Below are 20385 nucleotides of genomic sequence, written 5' to 3' on the forward strand. Positions count from 1 at the left end.
ACGGTATCGACCCGACGCTTTATCTCGGAGGGCGGGGCTCGGCCACAAGTAAGCAAGGCCCCGGCCGCGGGGTGGCGGTCGGAACCTGCCCGATGTGCCGCCGCGCGGACGGATCACTGTCGAAGGCCCGGACCCATCGGACGACCGCCCGCCGTTCAGACCTTCTCGAGTTCGAACGCGTCGTGGAGCGCCTGCACGGCAAGCTCCATGTACTTCCGGTCGATCAGGACGCTGATCTTGATTTCCGAGGTCGTGATGACCTTGATGTTGATCCCCTCGGCCGAGAGCGCCTTGAACATCCGCGCCGCGACGCCCGCGTGGGAGCGCATGCCGATGCCCACGACGGAGACCTTGCTCACCCCCTCGTCGGCGATCAGGTCGTGGAAGTTGATCTCCGCGCGCGCCATCGCGTCGCGCACGGCCTTCTCGGCCCGCGCGACCTGATCGACGGGGAGCGAGAAGGTCATGTCGGTGCGGCCATCCTCGGCGATGTTCTGCACGATCATGTCGACGTTCACGCCCGCCTCGGCGAGCGGTCCGAAGATCGCCGCCGACACGCCGGGCCGGTCGGCGACCGAGACCAGCGTCATCTTCGCCTCGTCGCGGCTGAAGGCGACCCCGGCGACCACGTTCGATTCCATGATGTCCTCCTCGTCGCAGACGAGCGTGCCCGCGTCGTCGCTCATTTCCTCGAAGCTCGATAGCACGCGCAGCTTGACCTTGTAGCGCATCGCGAGCTCCACCGACCGCGTCTGCAGCACCTTGGCGCCGAGCGAGGCCAGCTCCAGCATCTCCTCGAAGGCGATGCGGTCGAGCTTGCGGGCCTTCGACGTGATCCGCGGGTCGGTGGTGTAGACCCCGTCAACGTCGGTGTAGATGTCGCAGCGCTCCGCGTCGAAGGCCGCCGCGAAGGCCACCGCCGTCGTGTCCGACCCGCCGCGGCCCAGCGTGGTGATCCGGCCCTCGGGGCTGATCCCCTGAAAGCCCGCGACTACGGCCACGCGCATGCCCCCGGCGAACTTCGCGTCGAGGTTGTCGCTCGGGATCGCCGCGATCCGCGCCGAGGAATGCGAGGAGTTGGTCTGCACCGGCACCTGCCAGCCCTGCCAGGAGCGGGCGTCGATCCCGTTCTCCTGCAGCGTCAGCGCGAGGAGGCCCGCCGTCACGTTCTCGCCGGAAGAGACGACGGCGTCGTATTCGCGCGCGTCGTAGAACGCGCCGGTCTCGCCCACCCAGCCCACCAGCTCGTTGGTCTTGCCCGACATGGCCGAGACGACGACGATCACGTCGTAGCCCTTCGCGACCTCGACGCCCACGCGTTTCGCCACGCGGCGTATCCGGTCGAGATTGGCGACGGAGGTTCCGCCGAATTTCATCACCAGTCGCGGCATGCGAACCTCTGTCGATCGGTCGCGGCCTGTTAGGGGAGGGGCGCGGGGAGAGCAAGACGGGCAGGGCGTCGCCGGCCGTCTCGCGCATCGTGAGAGAGAGACCTTCGCATCCATGCAGGATCGCGGCCCGTTGCGGCCCGCCGACGCCGTCCTAGCTGCAGCGCGGAACGAGCCCGGTTCGACCGGGCCCTCGAAGGAGCACAGCATGACCCAGACCGGCAACCCCGCCAACGCCCCGCTCTTCGCGCCGCTCGAAATGGGCGCGACGACGGCATCGAACCGCATCGTGATGGCCCCGCTCACGCGGTCGCGGTCCACGGCGCAGGAAAACACGCAGACCGCGATGCACGCCGAATACTACGCGCAGCGCGCCGGCGCGGGCCTGATCGTGTCCGAGGCCACGCAGATTTCGCAGGAGGGGCAGGGCTACGCCTGGACCCCCGGCATCTTCACCGACGCACAGGTGGAAAGCTGGAAGAATGTCACCGACGCCGTCCACGCGGCGGGCGGGCGCATCTTCTGCCAGCTCTGGCACGTGGGCGCGATCAGCCACGGCGTGTTCCAGCCGGACAACGCCGCGCCCGTCTCCGCGAGCGAATGGACGCCCGAGGGCGAGGCCTTCGTCGGCGACCTGCATCCCGACGGCCCGACCGTGCCGCACCCGACGGCTCGCGCGCTCAGCGTGGAGGAGATCGCCCGAGTGCTGGACGATTACCGCCACGCCGCCGCCTGCGCCGAGCGCGCCGGCTTCGACGGGGTCGAGCTGCACGCGGCGAACGGCTACCTGATCGACCAGTTCCTGCGCAGCTCGGTCAACGCCCGCGACGACGAATACGGCGGCGCCGTCGAGAACCGGGTGCGCTTCCTGACCGAGGCGGTCGACGCGCTCCTCGACGTGCTGCCGGCCGGCCGGATCGGCGTGCGCCTGTCGCCGGTGGGCGGGCCGGGCAAGAGTTCCGACGACGATCCCGCGACGACCTACGCCGCGGCGGCGAAAGCCATCGCGGGCCGGGGCCTCGCCTATCTCCACGTCGTGCGTCCGAACGACCACACCAGCGCCGAGGCGGACATGGACTCGAACGTGCGCATCGTCGCGACCATGCGCGAGGCCTTCGACGGCCCGTTCATCGCCAACGGTAACTTCACGCCCGCGGAGGCGGCCGAATGGGTCGAATCCGGGCGGGCCGACGCCGTGGCCTTCGGTCGGATGTTCATCGCGAACCCCGACCTGCCGGCGCGGATCGCGTCCGACGGGCCCTACAACGACGCCGACCAGGCCACCTTCTACGGCGGCGGGGCCGAGGGCTACACGGATTACCCCGCGCTCGACGAATCCGACGTCGCGGCCTGAGCGTACCGAACGGAGGGCGCCGGGCGGCGCCCTCCCTCCAGCGGCCCGTCCGCACGGGCGCAACGCGGCATCCTGTCCGGAACCCGCCCCCGCCGCACACGCGTTGGGGGCGGAAACCCATGCAGGAGCGACCCCCATGCGTCTGACCGCCCTTCTTCTGGCTTCCACCCTCACCCTTCCGCAAATGGCGCTGGCCCAGGCCGGCGCCGGCAGTAGCGAGCCCGCCGCCGAGGAGGATCGCGGCCGCCAGGGGGTCGAGATCACGGGCCACGTCCTCAAGCCCGTCCCGCTCGACTGGAGCGAGGAGCGCATGGCCCGCCTCGCCCTGCCGGAGGGCTTCGCGATCTCCGTCTTCGCCCGTGACGTCGAGAACCCCCGCATGATGCGCGTGGCCGAGGACGGCACGGTCTACGTGACCCGCCGCCAGCTCGGCGACGTGATGATGCTGCGCGACACCGACGGCGACGGCATGGCCGACGAGACCGAGGTCGTCGCCCAGAAGGAACAGCTGCACGGGATCGAGATCGACGGCGACGACGTCTGGCTGATGACCGTGAACGACCTCTTCCACACCACGCTGCAGGAGGACGGCACCTTCGGCACGCTGGAGACGATCATCGACGACTTCCCCGAGGGCGGGCAGCACCCGAACCGGATGGTCGTCAAGGGCCCGGACGACAAGCTCTACGTCTCCGTCGGCTCGACCTGCAACGCCTGCGGCGAGACCAATGTCGAGAACGCCACGATCGTGTCGATGAACCCCGACGGCACCGCGCGGGCGATCCACGCCTCGGGCCTCCGCAACACGATCGGCTACGGCTTCGAGCCCGAGACGGGGCAGCTCTACGGCTTCGACCACGGCATCGACTGGCTCGGCGACAACGAGCAGCACGAGGAGTTCAACCGCATCACCGAGGGCGACCGCTACGGCTGGCCCTACGTCTACGCGATGTCGCGCTTCAACCCGCAGGACACGCCGCCGAACTCGTCCTTCTCGGACTACGCTGCCGCCAGCGAGGAGCCGATCGGCCTGCACACCCCCCACGCCGCACCGATGCAGATGGCCTTCTACACCGGCGACGCCTTCCCCGAGGAATACCACGGCGACGCCTTCGTCGCGTTCCGCGGCTCCTGGAACCGTCAGCCGCCCTCGGGCTACGAGGTCATGCGCGTCGATTTCGAGGATGGCGAGCCGGTCGCGATGGAGCCGTTCCTGACCGGTTTCCTGATGGAGGACGACGCCAGCCCGACCGGCTGGGGCAACATGGGCCGCCTCTGCGGTCTGGCGCAGGGCCCGGACGGAAGCCTTTACCTCTCCGACGACACGGGCGGCGTGATCTATCGGATCACCTACGAGGGGGAGGACGCCACCGCGCGTCCGACGCCGGAATTCACCAATGCCGACACGGAGGAGCTGAACATCGGGCTCGTCGAGGGGTAGGGTCCGGTCCACGGGATCTCGTTTTCGTGATGTCGGGGCCTTCGGCCTTGGCATCGCGGCCGACCTGCTGTAGAGGGAACGGGCGAACGTTATTCTATTTCGACCACTGTCTCCTCTCACGGCGCTCAGTCTCATCGATCCAGACCGACCACGCCGCGCTGCCGCATCCTGCGGGCAGCATCGAACAGGAGATACGGATATGGCCACTGGCACCGTAAAATGGTTCAACGCAACTAAAGGCTTCGGCTTCATCGCCCCCGATGGCGGCAGCAGCGACGTCTTCGTGCACATCTCGGCTGTCGAGCGCGCCGGCCTGACCGGCCTCGCCGACAACCAGAAGGTCACCTTCGACATCGAATCGGGCCGCGACGGCCGCAGCTCGGCGTCGAACCTGCAACTCGCCTGATCCAAGCGATCGGCTGATGCACGAAACGCGGCCCCCGGGCCGCGTTTCTTCGTTTCGGGGTATCGCGACCCGGCCTCAGACCTCCGTGCCGACTTCCTCGCGCCAATCCACCTGCGGCGCGAACCCGACGAGCCGCCGGGCCTTCTCGATCGAGTAGAACGTCTCGTCCGGCCCCATTTCGCGCTTGCGCGGCACGCCCGCGTAGAACCGCTCGGCGACCTCGTCGGTGGAGATCGCGACCGAGGAATTGGCGTTCGCCACGTTGAACACCTCGTAGCCCAGCCCGTCCGTCTCCAGACAGCACTGCACCATCCGGCCAAGGTCGCGCGCGTCGATATAGGCGAAGATGTTGCGACGGCGCAGGTCCGGATCGGCGACGAAGTCCGGGAATTTCTCGGCATATTCGTGCGGCTCGAACACGTTGTTGATCCGCAGCCCGTAGATGTCCGCGCCCGAGCGTTGCTGGAAGCAGCGCGCCGTCGCCTCGTTGCAGACCTTCGACATCGCGTAGCTGTCGCCCGGAAGGGTCGGATGCTCCTCGTCCACCGGGATGTAGTCAGGCTTGCGCTCGCCGTCCGCGAAGCAGATCCCGTAGGTCGTCTCGGACGACGCGAAGATCACCTTGCGGATGCCGAGGCCCAGCGCCGCCTCGATCACGTTGTAGGTGCCCATCGTGTTGACGCGGTAGGTCTCGTTGTCGGTGCGGATCATGATCCGCGGGATCGCGGCGAAATGCACCACCGCGTCGTAGGCCGGCACGCCCCGCGGCGGCTCCAGGTCGCGGAAGTCCGACGGCTGCGTCAGCGCGCCCCAGACCTGCCCGGAATCGGTGAGATCCGCCATCAGGTTCTCCACCCCCTCCGCCTCGAGCGGGACGAGATCGAGGTTGGTGACCCGGTGCCCCTGCGCCAGCAGGTAGGGCACGACGTGCCGCCCCGCCTTGCCGCTGCCGCCCGTGAACAGAATCCGCATGCTCGGTCCTCCTTCGTGATCCGCAACCGGACCTAGCGGAGACGACGCGCGCGGCGACCCCCGTCCACACGTTTTGCGCGGGGGATCACGCCCCATGTTACACGAACCGGCAGGGAGTGGCCCGGTAGCTTGTGTCCCTTCGGCAACAGCCAGGGCTCCTTAACCTTCGTTTAATTGTCCGCCGCCGATGCAGGCATAGATGCCCTCTCAGCAGACGAACTGCCCGTACGTCATTCGTACGAAACTCCCAGAGAGGAACAACAATGAAAAAGATTGCAAGCCTCGCCGTCGTCCTGGCGATGACGACCGCGCTGCCGGCCTTCGCGCAGACGACCGTCACCGGCATCCGCGACCTCGACGACCGCATCGACGACATCAACCGCGACGCGCAGCGTGGCCTGAGCCGTGGCGAAGATGACGAACGCTTCGGCGAGAACGACGTCGTTCAGGGCTTCCGCGGCTCGGCGGCGGTGACCTTCTCCGGTACCGACGGCAACACCGAGACGTCCGACCTCAGCTTCGCCGGCCGCATCACCTACGGTGCCGGAAGCTGGAACCACCTTTTCGGTTTCGCGGGCGAATACGGTGAGTCGGACGGTGACACCGACGACGAAGAGGCCTTCCTGATCTACGAAGGCAGCCGCTACTTCACGCCGCAGCTCTACGCCTTCGGCACCGGCCGGTTCGAATACGACAGCTTCGGCTCGAACCGTCAGGACGCGTTCCTCGGCGGCGGTCTCGGCTACCGCATCTTCAACACGTCCGAGGTCGCCTGGCGCGTCCAGGCCGGCCCGGGCCTCCGCTACGTCCGCGACCAGGAAGGCGAGTCCGACACCGAAGCCGCCGGCATCGCGTCCTCGCGCCTCTATTACGGCCTGACGGACACCGTCGCGCTGACCAACGACACCGACATCCTGTCCTCGGACACCGATACGGCCGTGGTCAACGATTTCGGCGTGAACTTCCGGGTCAACGATACGCTCTCGACCCGCATCAGCTACCGGACGGACTACACCACCGACCCGGAGCCGGGCTTCGAGTCCACCGACAACACGCTGGGCGTCTCGCTCGTCGTCGGCTTCTGAGCCGATCCGACCGGATTGCAGGAGGGGCGCGGCGCAAGCCGCGCCCCTCTTTCGTCAAGGGCGTCGTTGAACGCCGATCCGCCGGGGGGACGGAGCCGCCGCGAGAGATCCGCTTGTAATGTAAAACGATCGTTTTACATCGTGATCCATGGACACGAAAGGACGCGCCATGGACATCACCGACAGGCTGACCGCCGCGGCCGAACGGCTCTTCGATCGACACGGCTACACGGCCACCGGCATGGATCGGCTCACCCGGGCCGCGGGCATGTCGAGCCGGACGCTCTACAAGCATGCCGGCAACAAGGCGCAGCTCATGGCGCGGGTGCTGGCGGCGCGGGACCGGCGCTTCATGGCCCGGATCGAGGTGGAAAGCGTCGATGCCCTCTTCGCGGCCCTGGAGGACTGGGTGCGGGACGAGGGCGTGCGGGGATGCCTGTTCCTGCGATCCCTGGCGGAGACCGGCGGCGACACGCCGGAGATCGCCGAGGCCGTCGCGCGCCACAAGGCGGCGTTCCACAAGCGGGTGGGCAAGATCGTCGGTGCGGACCTGGGACATGACGACCCCGCGCTCACCGAGCAGGTGCTGGTCCTCTTCGAGGGCGCGACCCATGCGGCAATCTATCGAGGTGCCGGTTCCGTATCCGCCGCGCGGGCGGCGGCGGCGATCCTGATGGGCCGGGCCCGGACATGAGCCCGGCCCTCCGCATCGGCACCGTGGGATTCGCCCTGATCGCCGTCTGCTACGGCTTCGCCCGTTTCGCGTTCGGTCTGTTCCTGCCGCAGATCGACGCCGAACTGGGCCTCGGCCCTTCGCTCGGCGGGCTGATCTCCGGCGGCGCCTTCGCAGGCTATTGCATCGCCATCGTCGCCTCGGCGGTCCTGACCGAGCGGATCGGCGCGCGCGCCGTCGCGACGGCGGCCGCGATCGTCGCGGCCATCGGCATGGCGGGGATCGCGCTCGCCCCGTCGCCGCCGATCCTCGCCGTCGCCGTGATCGTGGCCGGGTCGAGCACGGGCCTCGCCTCTCCGCCCATGGCCGCGGCCGTGGCGGCCGCGGTGCGCATGGATCGCCGGGACATGACGAACACGGTGATCAACGCGGGAACGAGCGCGGGCGTGGCCCTGTCTGGGCCGATCGCCCTTGCCATCGCGGGGCAATGGCGGCTGGCCTTCGGCGCGTTCGCCGCCGTCGCGGCAGTGCTCGCGATCGAGGCCGCGCGCTCCCTTCCGGCCTCCCGCGGCGGCCAGGGGCCGGGCGGTCTGCCACCGATGACCGGCCCGGTCCTGCGCCTGATCTCCGCGTCGCTCCTGATGGGCGCGGCGAGCACCGCCCTGTGGTCCTTCGGTGGGCAGCTCGTCGCGCGGCAACCGGGATGGGGGCCGACCGGAACCGGCACGCTCTGGACCTGCATCGGCGCCGGCGGGATCGCCGGAGCCTGGGCCGGCACCCTCGTCGGCCGGTTCGGCCTCGACCCGATCCACCGGATGTTCCTCGGCCTCATGGCAGCCGGGATCCTCTCGGTCGGATCGGGCCTCGCCACGCCCGCCCTGGCCCTGCTCGGCGGCGCGCTCTTCGGCGCCGCCTACGTGATGCTGACGGGCGTCTATCTGGTCTGGGGCACCTGTGCCCTGCCGGACCGTCCCGCGACGGGGCTCATGGTCGGCTTCCTCACGATCGCCGTGGGACAGACCGCCGGCGCACCGCTTTTCGGCCTCCTGATGTCGGGGTTCGGCGCGGGGACGTCGGTGGCATGCTTCGCCGCCCTCGCGCTTCTGGCCGGGCTGATCCGGGCCGGACGCACGCCTGCCGCCGCACCGGCATAGGTGCGATGTGACAGCGGTCTCCGCGTGGTTTCCGATGGCGGAGGTTTGGCGAACCCCTCCGCCATTCGCCCGACCGCAGCGATGACGCTTCGATCGGGCCGTCCGGCGCATCCCTGCCGGTCTTCCGTCCCTGCAACCGGTGGCAAGGAATCTGCGGGGCAGGGGTGCAGCGACGTCCTCGACTGGATCCGGGGCGCAAGTCAGGGCCGTCCGGGACCGGACGACGCGTCCCGACACGATCCATGCATCCGTCACCCTCATCGCAGGGGACGGACGACAGGATCGAACCGCCGCGATGCACTTAGGTCAGCCCCCGCTTCGGAGCGCGGTCGGGGTCGTTCGCCTGCCACTGGATGGGACGGTCACGGCAGCCGCCGCCAGGAACTCCCGCCTCGCCATACGATCCGCCGGGGGCAACTCCGTCCCACGCCTGTGACACGGCCGTAACACAGCCATAACACAGGCGTAACACGCCGCCTGACGCGGCCCGGCGGGCCTATTCGACGGTGACGGACTTCGCGAGGTTGCGCGGCTGGTCCACGTCCGTGCCCTTGTGGACGGCCGTGTGGTAGGCCAGCAATTGCGCCGGAATCGCGTAGAGGATCGGTGCCAGCATCGGGTCGATCCGCGGCATCGTCAGCACCTCGCGCACGCCCTTGCCCCCGCGCTCCGCCCCCTCCGGATCGGTCACCAGCAGGACCTGCCCCTCGCGGGCCATGACCTCCTGCATGTTGCTGACCGTCTTGTCGAACAGCGCGTCGGTCGGCGCGAAGACCACGACCGGCAGAGTCTTGTCGACCAGCGCGATCGGCCCGTGCTTGAGTTCGCCCGACGCATAGGCCTCCGCATGGATGTAGCTAATCTCCTTCAGCTTCAGCGCGCCCTCATGCGCCAGCGGATACATCGGCCCGCGCCCGAGGAAGAGGATGTCGGACGCCTCGGCGAGCCAGCCCGCGAGCTCGGCGCAACGCTCCTCGATGGCGAGCGCCTGGCTCACGAGGCCGGGCAGGCGGCGGATTCCGGCGACGATCTCCGCCTCCTCCGCCGCGTCGATCACCCCCCGCTGCCGCGCGGCGAGGACCGCCAGCATCAGCAGGATGGCAAGCTGGTTCGTGAAGGCCTTGGTCGAGGCGACGGAGACCTCCACGCCCGCGTGGATCGGGAACACGACGTCCCCCTCCCGCGCGATGGAGGACTGGTCCACGTTGACCATCGACAGGATCGCCCCGGCCCGCCCCTTCGCGTAGCGCAACGCCGCCAACGTGTCCGCCGTCTCCCCCGACTGGCTGAGGAAGAGCGAGGCCGTGTCATGGCCGAGCGGGCCCTCGCGGTAGCGGTACTCGGAGGCCACGTCGACCTCGACCGGCATCCGCGCGATCCGCTCGAACCAGTATTTCGCTACCGAACAGGCAAGGAAACCGGTGCCACAGGCGACCATCTGCAGCCGCGCGACCGAGGCGAAGTCGAAGCCCGCATCCGCGACCCTGTCGCCGTCGAGATAGGCGTCGATGACGTTGGCGAGAGTCTGCGGCTGCTCGTGGATTTCCTTGGCCATGAAGTGCCGGTGCCCGGCCTTCTCGATCCGCGTCGCCTCCATCCGGATGCGCTTCGTCTCGCGGTAGGTCTGATGCCCGGCCGCGTCGAAGATCTGCGCCCCCGCCCGCGTGACCACGGCCCGGTCGCCCTCCTCGAGATAGGTCAGCCGATCCGTGAGCGGCCCGAGCGCGATCGCGTCGGAGCCGACATACATCTCGCCGTCCCCGTGTCCGATCGCGAGCGGGGAGCCCGCGCGTGCGGCGACGAGCAGGTCCGGCTCGCCTTCGAACAGGAAGCAGAGCGCGTAGGCCCCCTCGAGCCGGTCGATCGTCGCGAAGGCGGCCTCCCGCGGGGCCATCCCGTCGTCGAGGAAGCGCTCGCAGAGCCGCGCGACGACCTCGGTATCCGTCTCCGACTCCCAGGGGCCGTCCAGTTCCGCCTTCAGCGTCTGGAAGTTCTCGATGATGCCGTTGTGGACGACCGACACGCGCGCGGCGCGGTGCGGATGCGCGTTGGCGACGCTGGGCGCACCGTGCGTGGCCCAGCGGGTATGGCCGATCCCCGCCAGCCCGGCGAGGGGCTCGTGGACCAGCAAGTCGGACAGGTTGACCAGCTTGCCCACGGCCCGGCGGCGGTCGAGCCGGCCCTCCTCCACGGTCGCGATGCCGGCGGAATCGTAGCCGCGATATTCAAGACGCTTCAGCGCGTCGAGCATGATCGGGGCGGCCTGGTGCGACCCGAGGATGCCGATGATCCCGCACATCAGCATGACTCCTTCAGGGTTCGGAGCGCCTGTCGCAGGCGGTCGGCATAGCCCGGCTTGGTCACCTGCCGCGCCCGCCCCAACGCCAGCGCGTCGTCGGGGACGTCCTCCGTCACCACGCTGCCCGAGCCGGTGATCGCGCCCGCGCCGATTGTGACCGGCGCGACCAGCATCGTGTCCGACCCGATGAACGCGTCCGCCCCGACGATCGTGCGATGCTTCGACACGCCGTCGTAATTGCAGGTGATCGTCCCGGCCCCGATATTCGCGCGCGCCCCGATCTCGGCGTCGCCGATATAAGTCAGGTGGTTGATCTTCGCGCCCTCGTGGACCTGCGCGGATTTGACCTCGACGAAGTTGCCGATGCGGACCCCCCGGTCGAGCTCCGCGCCGGGACGCAGGCGGGCATAGGGGCCGACCACGCACCCGTCGGAGACGTGACAGCCTTCCAGATGCGAGAAGGCGCGGATGGTCGCGCCAGACTCGATGGTCACGTCGGGCCCGAAGACGACGTTCGGCTCGATCGTCACGTCGCGGCCGATCACCGTGTCATGCGCGAAGAACACCGTCTCGGGCGCGGTGAGCGTCGCGCCGGTCGCCATCGCCTCGCGCCGCATGTCCGCCTGGAAGGTGGCCTCGGCCCGTGCCAGGTCGGCACGGGTGTTCACGCCCATCGTCTCCGCCTCGGGGCAGGTGACGACGCGGGCCGGGCGCCGCGCCGCCCGGGCCAGCGCCACGATGTCGGTGAGGTAGTACTCGCCCGCCGCATTGTCGGCGCCGACCTGGTCGATCAGTTCGAACAGCAGGTCCTTGTCCGCCACGATCACGCCCGAATTGCACAGGCGGATCCGAAGCTCCTCCGGGGTCGCGTCCTTCGCCTCGACGATCCGCTCGAGCCGGTCGCCGTCGGTCACCAACCGCCCGTAGCGGCCGGGATCGGCCGCCTCGAAGCCGAGCACGACGACGTCGGCACCGTCTGCGCGGGCACTCAGCATCGCGTCCAGCGTCTCGGGACGGATGAACGGCGTGTCCCCGTAGAGGATGACGGCGTCGCCCGAGAACCCGTCGAGCGCCGCGCGGGCCTGCGCGACTGCATGGGCCGTGCCCTTCTGCTCCGTCTGCCGCACGACGATTGCCTCCGGGTCGAGCGCGCGGGTCACGGCCTCGACGGCGTCGCCGCCGTGACCCGCCACAACCACGACGCGATCCGGCCGAAGTGTGCCGCCCGCGCGCAGGGCATGGGCGAGCAGGGGGGCATGCGCCACCCGATGGAGCACCTTCGGCAGGTCGGATTGCATCCGGCTGCCCTGTCCGGCGGCGAGAACGATCAGAGCAATCGGCATCGGCGGGCCCTTTCCCTCGGTCGCCCGCCGTTCTACCCCCCGCGTGACCTGCCGCAAGCCGGCATCGACAAAGGATGGCCCGGATGAAACGTTGCGTGATCTTCGATCTCGACGGCACGCTCTGCGACACGTCGGGCGACCTGATCGCGGCGGCCAACGCGGCCTTCGCGATGCGCGGGCACGACATCCGGCTCGACCCCGCCGCGTCGGAGGACCGGGCGACCGCACTGCGCGGCGGGCGGGCGATGTTGCGGCTGGGCTTTTCGCGGGTGGGGGAGGTCGACGAGGCGGAGGTGGATGCGGGCTACCAGCCGCTCCTCGACGCCTACGAACGCGACATCTGCCGGCACACGGTTTTCTATCCCGGCGCCGTCGAGGCGGTTCGACGCCTGCGGGCGCGGGGCGATGCGGTCGGCATCTGCACCAACAAGCCGGAAGGCCTGGCGGAGCAGCTGATGACGGCGCTCGGCGCGCGCGACCTGTTCGACAGTCTCGTGGGCGCCGACCGGCTCGCCGTCCGCAAGCCACGGCCCGAGCATCTGGTCGAGAGCGTCGTCGAGGCCGGGGGCGACATGGCGCATACCGTCCTGATCGGCGACACGATCACCGACCGGCGGACGGCCGAGGCGGCGGGCGTTCCCTGCATCCTGGTGACCTTCGCGCCCGCGGGCCCTTCCGTCGCCGATCTGGCACCGGAGGCGACGCTCGACGATTACGCCGATCTCGACGCGGTGATCGACCGCGTGCTTGCCCGTTAGACGCGGCTACCGGGAATTTTCGGAATCGGCCTTCGCGACCGAAGGACAGTCCCGTTCTTCGAGTTCCTTGCGAACGATCCTTTCGAGTTCGACGAGCGGGATCGGCTTGATGATGGTCGTCACGCCGCGGATCGCCTCCCCGTAGCCTTCGAGCGCGTCCTTTGGATAGCCCGACATGAGGATCACCTTCGTCTCCGGCCGTTCCTTCCGGCAGGTGAGCATCAGGTCCGCCCCCTGCATCGCCCCCGGCATGACCACATCGGTCAGGAGGAGGTCGATCCGGCTCACGGTCCGAAGCGTTTTGAGCGCGCTTGCCCCGTCGGCGGCCTCGAGCACGTCGTAGCCGAAGGTGCGGAGCTGCAGGGCCAGTACGGTGCGCACCTCGTCGCTGTCGTCGACGACGAGGATGCGACCGGATTCGGTCGTGGGAATGTCGGTCGGCTCCGCCTTCGTGTCGGGGCTCGCCGGACCGCCGTTGCAGGCGGGGAAGTAGAGACGGACCTCCGTGCCGCACCCCGGCATGCTCGTCACCTCGGCGTGGCCGCCCGATTGCTTGGCGAACCCGTAGACCATGGCCAGGCCCAGCCCCGACCCCTCGCCGATGGGCTTGGTGGTGAAGAACGGCTCGAAGACCTGGTTTAGGAGGTCGCGCGGGATGCCGGTGCCGGTATCGCGGACGCCGACCATGACGTGGGCGCCGTCATGCGCGTTTCCGTCGTCGTCCCGCCCGTCGATCTCGCTGCCGTCCAGCGTCCGGACCGCGAGCATGATCGTCCCGCCATCCGGCATGGCGTCCCGCGCATTGATGCAGAGGTTGAGGATCGCGTTCTCGAGCTGGGACCGGTCGACGCGGACGTGATGCGGGTCGGAGGGCAGATCGGTGTCGATGTTAATGTTTGCGGGAAGCGTGCGTCGAAGGAAGGAGTACATCTCCGAGATGACGGTGGCCGGTTTCAGGATCTCGGGCATGAGCGGCGCCTTCCGCCCGAAGGCGAGCAGCTGCTTCGTCAGATCCGCGCCCCGTTTCGTCGAGTTCAGCGCCGCCTCGATCAGCTCCGTCCGCTCGCCTTCCTTCCGGACGACCTGAAGAAGCTCGAGATTGCCCATGATCACGGCGAGGAGGTTGTTGAAGTCGTGCGCCACGCCCGCGGTCAGGCGTCCCACGGCGTCCAGCTTCTGGACCTGGGCCAGCCGCGCCTCCGCTTCGCGTTGCTGGATGTCGGCCTCGGTCCGCGTCTCGTCGAGAAGCTGCGCGATCACGTGATTCCTCTCGTCGAGCTCCCTTCGCGCGCGGAACTCGGAGACGAAGACCTGCTCGTGGCGGATCACGCTGCGGGCGATGACGTAGAAGAACGCGCATGCGACGGCGATGAAGCTCAGGAAGATGGGCTGCGCCACCAGCGCGAAGCCGACGAGGTATCCGGCCGCGATGATGCCGGAATACAGGAAGGCGGCCGCCGGGACGGGGTAGAGCGCGATCGCCCCGCCGGACATCATCCCGGCCGCCAGCGCCACGAGGAAGCCCTGCGTGAGGATCGTCGCATCCGGCAGGACCAAGAGGCCCGGATAGGCCCAGATCGCGCCCAGGATACCGGAGAACAGGACGACCTTTCGCCTGGTCCGCCGCGTCAGGGATTCCGGAAACGGTCGCTTCAGGCGCCAGAACCACCGGGCCTTGAGCGAGACCGCGAAGAGGATGCCGACGCTTCCCCAGACGACGACGTGGCTTCGCAGCGGGCCCTCCTGGGCCAGCGCGAAAAGCGTGGCGAGAATGGTCACGACATTCGCCGTCATCATCACGGGCGTCAGCCGCGAGATCGCATAGACCTGCCGGGCGATGATCTCGCCTTCCTCCACGGCGAGGTGTGGCGGATAATCGTGCCTCGACGCTATCATGCCACGCTCCGCGTGCGAGAAGTGATGCGGACGATGCCCCCCGGATCCGCGACAGTCCGGGCTGTCTATCCCAGGACGTCGTTCAAGCAAATTCTTTTCGGGCCAGGCGAAAAACCCGTCGGATTGTTGCCGGTCCGGATGGGGCGCGTCAGGCGTCGAGGCCGCGCGCGTCGTCCCAGAGGTTCGCGCAGGCCGCGCGCCGGCCGGCTTCGTAGGTATCCGAATGGTCCCGGATCGCGCGCAGCAGGTCGCCCGGCGAATAGGCGTGCGGCATATCGAGGCGCAGGGCGTAGGCGATGAGCTCGGAGCAGAACCACCTGTCCCGATCGCCGCGCCGGAAGTTGAAGAGATGCGTCGTGACCAGCGACCAGAGTTCGTACGGCGCGCCGAGCTTGTCCGCCGCGCGGTCCCACGTCCCGTCCGGCGCCCAGGTGACGTCGTAGACGCACCATTTCGCCGGCTTCAGCTCGATCTGCTTGAGCCGTACGCCCCCGTCGCGCCGTGACGCGCTCAGACACTCGACCGTCGTGCCGAGCTTCGGTCGCGTCTCGCTCCAGATCAACTCGCAATGCGAATAGGCGGAACGCGTCGCGAAGCGGACGATCCTGTCGGCCCAATCCCCCGTCCCCCGGTAGAAGGCCACGTAGTACCGCTTCATCTCGCATCTCCCCCGCAGGATACCCGATGAAAGGCTGCCCATCGTCTGCCCCTTGGTCAAGTCGGGTATTCCCGACCCCCGACCCTCCGGTGGACGCCGCCGGAAATCCCGCGCAGAGTGTCAGGGCCGACATTCGGGGCGAGCGACACTCCAGACGTTCGACGTCGTGATAGGCTTCGATCCGGACGCGGGACGGCCGACCGGACCGGCTCCGGTCGCGGCGAGGAGGATCGGCCGGGGTGCGCGACCCGGCATGCGAAAGGAGGATCGATGGACCCGGAAGAAGTGCAGGCCGCCGAGGCCGATCAGTCCCGCGCGAGCTTTCTGGACTACGTCAGCGATCCCCCGGCCCTGCACGAACAACTGCATCTGGTCTTCGTCGTCCTCGACTGGGGCGCGACGGTCGCGAAGCTCATCGGCTGCATCATCCTGCTGCTCGGTGCGGCGCGCTTCACAATCGGCTTCATCCGCTCGGAGATCCGCTCCAGCGGGCACGACGAGCGGATGGAGATCGTCAACGACAACCGGCTCCATTTCGGTCGTGCCATCCTGGCCGGCCTGATGATGCTCATCGTGTCCGACATCATCCACACGGCGCTCAGCCTTCGCATGGGCGATCTCGTCTTCCTCGCCGTCCTTGTCGCCATCCGCTCCACCATCGCGTATTTTCTCGAGCGCGAACTCGTCGCCGTGAAGGAGGACCTGAACAGATGATGCGTGTTTTCTTCCTGATCCTGCTGGCTTTGCCCGCCATGGCGCAGGACGTGGCCTTCGACACCGCCGCGACCGAAGCCTGTCTGGCGACGGACGCGCTCGCGGAGAGCTGTATCGGTCTGGCTGCCGATGCCTGCAGGCGCGACACCGATGGCGGCGACACGACAGTCGGCATGGGGGCCTGCCTCGCGGCGGAGGTCGCCTATTGGGACGACAGGCTGAACGCGGCCTACGACGCGCTCCGGGTCCGCACGCGCGCCATCGATGCCGAATCCCTGGATTACGGCTTCGAAGTGCCTTCGCAGGCGGACGCGTTGCAGGCGATGCAGCGCGCCTGGATCCCGTTTCGCGATGCGGCCTGTGCCTACGAGCGCAGCAAATGGGGCGGCGGCACGGGGCAGGGCCCGGCGGGCGCGGCCTGCCTCCTCCGGCAGACCGCGCGGCAGGCGCTGGCGCTGGAGGACGATCTGGCCGAACGGCAGAGCCAGTGAGCGGGATCGACGGGCGGAGGGCGATCGCGTGATCGAGGTCTGGCAGGGAGACATCACGACGCTGGACGTGGACGCCATCGTGAACGCGGCCAACGCGTCGCTGCTCGGCGGGGGAGGGGTGGACGGAGCCATCCACCGCGCGGCCGGACCGAAGCTGCTCGCGGAATGCCGCACGCTCGGCGGATGCGAGACGGGCGACGCGAAGGCGACGAAGGGCTACGATCTGCCCGCCCGTCATGTCATCCATACCGTCGGGCCGGTCTGGAAGGGCGGCAATGCGGGAGAGGACGACGCGCTGGCCGCCTGCTACCGCAACGCGATGGCGCGGGCACGCGAACTCGGCGCGCGGACGGTTGCCTTCCCGGCGATCTCCACCGGCATCTACGGCTTCCCGCCGGACCGCGCCGCGCGGATCGCGGTGGCGACGCTGCGCGTGGCGGCGCGGGAGGATCAGACGATCACGCTTGTCGCCTTTTCGGAGCGCGACGCGCGAACGCTGCAGGACGCCCTCGAAGGTCCGTGACGGTCGTGCCGCGCGAAGTGGGTTGCCGTTGCGTCGCCCGTGGCTAGGGTGGCCCCGAACCTTTCCCGCGAGGACGCCTGCACCATGTTGACGCGCCGTACGTTTCTGTCCGCCGCCTCGGCCGCGGCCATCTCCGGCTGCGGCGGCGCACAGACGGTCACGCGCACCGCACCCGACGACCCGGCCCTGCGCCCGCGGCCCGATCCCGGCTGGGACGCCTGGGTCGCCGCTTTCCGGCCCCGCGCCGAGGTGGCGGGCATTCAGCCAGGCGTGATCGACGAGGCCTTCCGCGGCGCGGGCTTCCTGCCGGGCGTGATCGAGCGGGACCGCAATCAGACCGAGTTCCGGCGCAGCTTCGAGGATTATCTCGCCATCGTCGCGTCCGAGCCGAAGGTGCAAGCGGGCCGCGCCGCATTCGCGCGCCAGCGCGCCACGCTCGCAGCGATCGAGTCGACCTACGGCGTGCCAGCCGAAATCGTCTGCGCGATCTGGGGCGTGGAAAGCAATTTCGGGACCCGGCGCGGCGACATTCCCACGATCTCGGCGGTTTCCTCGCTGGCCTATGACGGCCGCCGCGGCGCGTTCTTCGAAAGCCAACTCGTCGCAGCGCTGCGCATCCTCCAGGCGGGCGACGTGACGGCGGATCGGATGGTCGGCTCCTGGGCCGGGGCGATGGGACATACGCAGTTCATCCCGACCTCCTACCTGCAATCGGCGGTGGATTTCACCGGCGACGGGCGACGCGATATCTGGGGCGAGGATCCGGCCGACGCGCTGGCCTCCACGGCCTCGTACCTCGCCGGCGCGGGATGGCAACGGGGCGCATCCTGGGCAATCGAGGATCCGGCAGGGTCGCTCACGCCCGATTCCGGGGGGCCGAGCTTCCGGACAGGGCCGAACTTCCGCGTCATCAAGCGCTACAACAATTCGGACAGCTACGCGCTCGGCGTCGGGTACCTCGCCGACCGGATCGCGGGGGGCGCGCCGCTGCGGCAAGGCTTCGGACCCGACCGCTACGGCCTGACCATCGCCCAGCGGCAGGACCTTCAGCGGCGGCTGACCGCGGCAGGCTTCGACACCGGCGGCACGGACGGCGTGATCGGCCCGAACAGTCGTACCGCCATCGCCGCGTTTCAGGCAAGCCGGGGGCTGCCGGCCACGGGCGATCCGTCACCGGCCTTGCTGGCGATGCTCTGACGGCCTAATGGTACGGTGATCGTACGCGACCGGAGACCAACGATGGAAATCATGCTGCTGGAATACCTGCCGATCCTGATGTTCCTCGGCGTCGCCGTGGGGCTGGGTGTCGTGCTGATCCTCGCTGCTGCCATCGTCGCGGTGCGTGCCCCGGACCCCGAGAAGGTCTCGGCCTACGAATGCGGTTTCAACGCCTTCGACGATGCGCGGATGAAGTTCGACGTGCGCTTCTACCTCGTCGCCATCCTCTTCATCATCTTCGACCTCGAGATCGCGTTCCTGTTCCCTTGGGCGGTCAGTTTCGCCGGTCTCACGGAGGCGGCATTCTGGTCTATGATGGTCTTCCTGACCGTGCTGACGGTCGGCTTTGCCTACGAATGGAAGAAGGGCGCGCTCGACTGGGAGTGACCCGGCCGTATCCGGGCCTGCCACGCGGCGCGACGTCGGATTCGAGTATTTCCGCCAAGAAGAAGGCGCTTTGAGCCTTTGTTAACGGCCCGTGGGTCAGGTGGCCCGGCGGTACAGGCTGGAGAGCCGATGACCGTCCAAGGAGAAGCCACGGTGCTTCCACCCCGGCGGGCCCTGCGTCAGGCGACTCGGTCAGCCGGGGTGACTGCGCGTTCTTCTTGGTATAAATACTCTCGCCGAAGGCTCCGCGGCTTCGTCGCACGGGACGGGATGTCGCGCTCGATCCCCCTGCAATCCACGACCGCTTCACCCATATTGGAGATGAAGGGGCGCGTTGACCCCTCCGGGGGTGCGGGCTACACCGCTCTCCGACCGGACGGGGCCAGCGCCTCGCGACACTCTCGAGGAGCGGCGACATGGGCGTGCAGACCGGACTGAACACCGCGGGCGGCGACAAGGAGCACGGGACGCAGCTCCTCAACCGCGAATTGCAGGACAAGGGCTTCCTGCTCACCTCCACCGAGGACATCATCAATTGGGCGCGGACCGGCTCGCTGCACTGGATGACGTTCGGCCTGGCCTGTTGTGCGGTCGAGATGATGCACACGGCGATGCCGCGCTACGATGCCGAGCGCTTCGGCATGGCGCCCCGCGCCTCCCCTCGGCAATCCGACCTGATGATCGTGGCCGGGACGCTGACGAACAAGATGGCGCCGGCGCTGCGCAAGGTCTACGATCAGATGCCGGAACCGCGCTACGTCGTGTCGATGGGGTCCTGCGCCAATGGTGGCGGCTACTACCACTACAGCTATTCCGTCGTGCGCGGTTGCGACCGGGTGATCCCCGTCGACCTTTACGTGCCCGGCTGTCCGCCGACGGCGGAGGCGCTGCTTTACGGGCTGCTCCAGTTGCAGCGAAAGATCCGGCGGACGGGGACCTTGGTGCGATGAGCGAGACGTTGCAGGAACTGATCAGCCATATCGAGACGCGGGAAAGCGACCGTATTTCGTCGCATGCGATCGTACGCGACGAGCTGACGCTGGAAACGGCGCCCTCGGACATTCCCATGCTCGTCGAGTTCCTCAAGACCGACGAGCAGTGCCGGTTCTCCACGCTCATCGACATCACCGCGATCGACTATCCCGGCGAGGACCGGCGGTTCTGCCTCGTCTACCATTTCCTGTCGATGTACCGGAACCAGCGTATCCGGCTGAAGGCCTATGCGCGCGAGGACGAGATCGTACCGTCGATCACCGACATCTATCCCGCCGCCAACTGGTTCGAGCGGGAGGTGTTCGACATGTTCGGCGTCCTGTTCTCCGGCCACCCGGACCTGCGGCGCATCCTCACCGATTACGGCTTTCGCGGCTATCCGCTGCGCAAGGATTTTCCGACGACGGGTTACACCGAGGTCCGCTACGACGAGGTGCAGAAGCGCGTGGTCTACGAGCCGGTGAAGCTGACGCAGGAATACCGGCAATTCGACTTCGCCTCGCCTTGGGAGGGTGCGGACTACGTCCTGCCGGGCGACGAGAAAGGCCGGGTGCAGGTGGACAAGGCCCGGGGCAACTGACCGCGATGCGGCTACGTGCGACGATGAGAACATGCGCGGGCCCCGGCTGGGG

20 protein-coding genes are annotated in these 20385 nt (G+C 68.6%); 14 read left to right on the forward strand and 6 right to left on the reverse strand.

Annotated elements, in window-relative coordinates:
- Nucleotides 1-155: 155 nt before the first annotated feature.
- On the reverse strand, nucleotides 156-1391 hold the full coding sequence (locus Q1A87_RS03625; protein ID WP_299647165.1) for an aspartate kinase: 1236 nt from the start codon (nucleotides 1389-1391) through the stop codon (nucleotides 156-158).
- A 205-nt stretch (nucleotides 1392-1596) separates the two neighbouring features.
- Between Q1A87_RS03625 and Q1A87_RS03630 the strand changes: the two genes are divergently transcribed.
- From Q1A87_RS03630 to Q1A87_RS03640, 3 genes are all read left to right on the forward strand, one after another.
- Nucleotides 1597-2742: an alkene reductase gene (locus Q1A87_RS03630; protein ID WP_299647167.1), complete on the forward strand. Its 1146-nt coding sequence runs from the start codon at nucleotides 1597-1599 to the stop codon at nucleotides 2740-2742.
- Nucleotides 2743-2878: 136 nt separating this feature from the next.
- Complete coding sequence (locus tag Q1A87_RS03635) at nucleotides 2879-4183, forward strand: PQQ-dependent sugar dehydrogenase (protein WP_299647169.1); 1305 nt, start codon at nucleotides 2879-2881, stop codon at nucleotides 4181-4183.
- 199 nt (nucleotides 4184-4382) lie between these two features.
- Nucleotides 4383-4589: a cold-shock protein gene (locus Q1A87_RS03640; RefSeq protein ID WP_299647171.1), complete on the forward strand. Its 207-nt coding sequence runs from the start codon at nucleotides 4383-4385 to the stop codon at nucleotides 4587-4589.
- Between the two features lie 75 nt (nucleotides 4590-4664).
- Here Q1A87_RS03640 and Q1A87_RS03645 read toward each other — a convergent pair whose 3' ends face one another.
- On the reverse strand, nucleotides 4665-5561 hold the full coding sequence (locus Q1A87_RS03645) for an NAD(P)-dependent oxidoreductase (RefSeq protein ID WP_299647173.1): 897 nt from the start codon (nucleotides 5559-5561) through the stop codon (nucleotides 4665-4667).
- Between the two features lie 263 nt (nucleotides 5562-5824).
- Here Q1A87_RS03645 and Q1A87_RS03650 point away from each other — a divergent pair, with 263 nt between their 5' ends.
- From Q1A87_RS03650 to Q1A87_RS03660, 3 genes are all read left to right on the forward strand, one after another.
- Entirely contained in the window at nucleotides 5825-6646 is an 822-nt protein-coding gene (locus Q1A87_RS03650; protein ID WP_299647175.1) for a DUF481 domain-containing protein, read from the forward strand.
- 169 nt (nucleotides 6647-6815) lie between these two features.
- A complete protein-coding gene (locus Q1A87_RS03655; RefSeq protein WP_299647177.1) occupies nucleotides 6816-7340 on the forward strand; it encodes a helix-turn-helix domain-containing protein in 525 nt (174 codons plus the stop codon).
- Entirely contained in the window at nucleotides 7337-8473 is a 1137-nt protein-coding gene (locus Q1A87_RS03660) for an MFS transporter (protein ID WP_299647179.1), read from the forward strand. Before Q1A87_RS03655 ends, Q1A87_RS03660 begins: the two co-directional genes overlap by 4 nt.
- Before the next feature lie 496 nt (nucleotides 8474-8969).
- Here Q1A87_RS03660 and glmS read toward each other — a convergent pair whose 3' ends face one another.
- Together glmS and glmU are read right to left on the reverse strand one after the other, a co-directional pair.
- Nucleotides 8970-10772, reverse strand: coding sequence for a glutamine--fructose-6-phosphate transaminase (isomerizing) (gene glmS / locus Q1A87_RS03665; protein WP_299647181.1), 1803 nt, complete (start codon nucleotides 10770-10772; stop codon nucleotides 8970-8972).
- On the reverse strand, nucleotides 10772-12115 hold the full coding sequence (gene glmU, locus Q1A87_RS03670; protein ID WP_299647183.1) for a bifunctional UDP-N-acetylglucosamine diphosphorylase/glucosamine-1-phosphate N-acetyltransferase GlmU: 1344 nt from the start codon (nucleotides 12113-12115) through the stop codon (nucleotides 10772-10774). Before glmU ends, glmS begins: the two co-directional genes overlap by 1 nt.
- An 83-nt stretch (nucleotides 12116-12198) precedes the next feature.
- On the opposite strand from glmU, the gene Q1A87_RS03675 reads away from it, so the two are divergent.
- Nucleotides 12199-12873, forward strand: coding sequence for an HAD family hydrolase (locus Q1A87_RS03675; RefSeq protein WP_299647185.1), 675 nt, complete (start codon nucleotides 12199-12201; stop codon nucleotides 12871-12873).
- Between the two features lie 6 nt (nucleotides 12874-12879).
- On the opposite strand, the gene Q1A87_RS03680 is transcribed toward Q1A87_RS03675, so the two are convergent.
- A complete protein-coding gene (locus Q1A87_RS03680) occupies nucleotides 12880-14769 on the reverse strand; it encodes an ATP-binding protein (protein ID WP_299647187.1) in 1890 nt (629 codons plus the stop codon).
- A 148-nt stretch (nucleotides 14770-14917) separates the two neighbouring features.
- Complete coding sequence (locus Q1A87_RS03685; RefSeq protein ID WP_299647189.1) at nucleotides 14918-15427, reverse strand: hypothetical protein; 510 nt, start codon at nucleotides 15425-15427, stop codon at nucleotides 14918-14920.
- A 270-nt stretch (nucleotides 15428-15697) separates the two neighbouring features.
- On the opposite strand from Q1A87_RS03685, the gene Q1A87_RS03690 reads away from it, so the two are divergent.
- The 7 genes from Q1A87_RS03690 to Q1A87_RS03720 all read left to right on the forward strand — a co-directional run bounded on the left by Q1A87_RS03690 (nucleotide 15698) and on the right by Q1A87_RS03720 (nucleotide 20333).
- Nucleotides 15698-16141: a DUF1622 domain-containing protein gene (locus Q1A87_RS03690; RefSeq protein ID WP_299647191.1), complete on the forward strand. Its 444-nt coding sequence runs from the start codon at nucleotides 15698-15700 to the stop codon at nucleotides 16139-16141.
- Nucleotides 16138-16632, forward strand: coding sequence for a lysozyme inhibitor LprI family protein (locus Q1A87_RS03695; RefSeq protein WP_299647193.1), 495 nt, complete (start codon nucleotides 16138-16140; stop codon nucleotides 16630-16632). Before Q1A87_RS03690 ends, Q1A87_RS03695 begins: the two co-directional genes overlap by 4 nt.
- A 28-nt stretch (nucleotides 16633-16660) precedes the next feature.
- Nucleotides 16661-17155, forward strand: a complete 495-nt coding sequence (locus Q1A87_RS03700) for an O-acetyl-ADP-ribose deacetylase (RefSeq protein ID WP_299647195.1) — start codon at nucleotides 16661-16663, stop codon at nucleotides 17153-17155.
- An 84-nt stretch (nucleotides 17156-17239) separates the two neighbouring features.
- The gene (locus Q1A87_RS03705; protein WP_299647197.1) at nucleotides 17240-18352 is read left to right on the forward strand and encodes a lytic murein transglycosylase; all 1113 of its coding nucleotides are present in this window, start codon (nucleotides 17240-17242) and stop codon (nucleotides 18350-18352) included.
- A gap of 42 nt (nucleotides 18353-18394) precedes the next feature.
- Nucleotides 18395-18760, forward strand: coding sequence for an NADH-quinone oxidoreductase subunit A (locus Q1A87_RS03710; RefSeq protein ID WP_299647199.1), 366 nt, complete (start codon nucleotides 18395-18397; stop codon nucleotides 18758-18760).
- A gap of 416 nt (nucleotides 18761-19176) precedes the next feature.
- The gene (locus Q1A87_RS03715; protein WP_299647201.1) at nucleotides 19177-19710 is read left to right on the forward strand and encodes an NADH-quinone oxidoreductase subunit B; all 534 of its coding nucleotides are present in this window, start codon (nucleotides 19177-19179) and stop codon (nucleotides 19708-19710) included.
- Entirely contained in the window at nucleotides 19707-20333 is a 627-nt protein-coding gene (locus tag Q1A87_RS03720) for an NADH-quinone oxidoreductase subunit C (RefSeq protein WP_299647203.1), read from the forward strand. Before Q1A87_RS03715 ends, Q1A87_RS03720 begins: the two co-directional genes overlap by 4 nt.
- The last annotated feature ends 52 nt before the right edge of the window (nucleotides 20334-20385 follow it).

The sequence above is a fragment of the uncultured Jannaschia sp. genome (assembly GCF_947494055.1).
Taxonomy (GTDB): domain Bacteria; phylum Pseudomonadota; class Alphaproteobacteria; order Rhodobacterales; family Rhodobacteraceae; genus Jannaschia.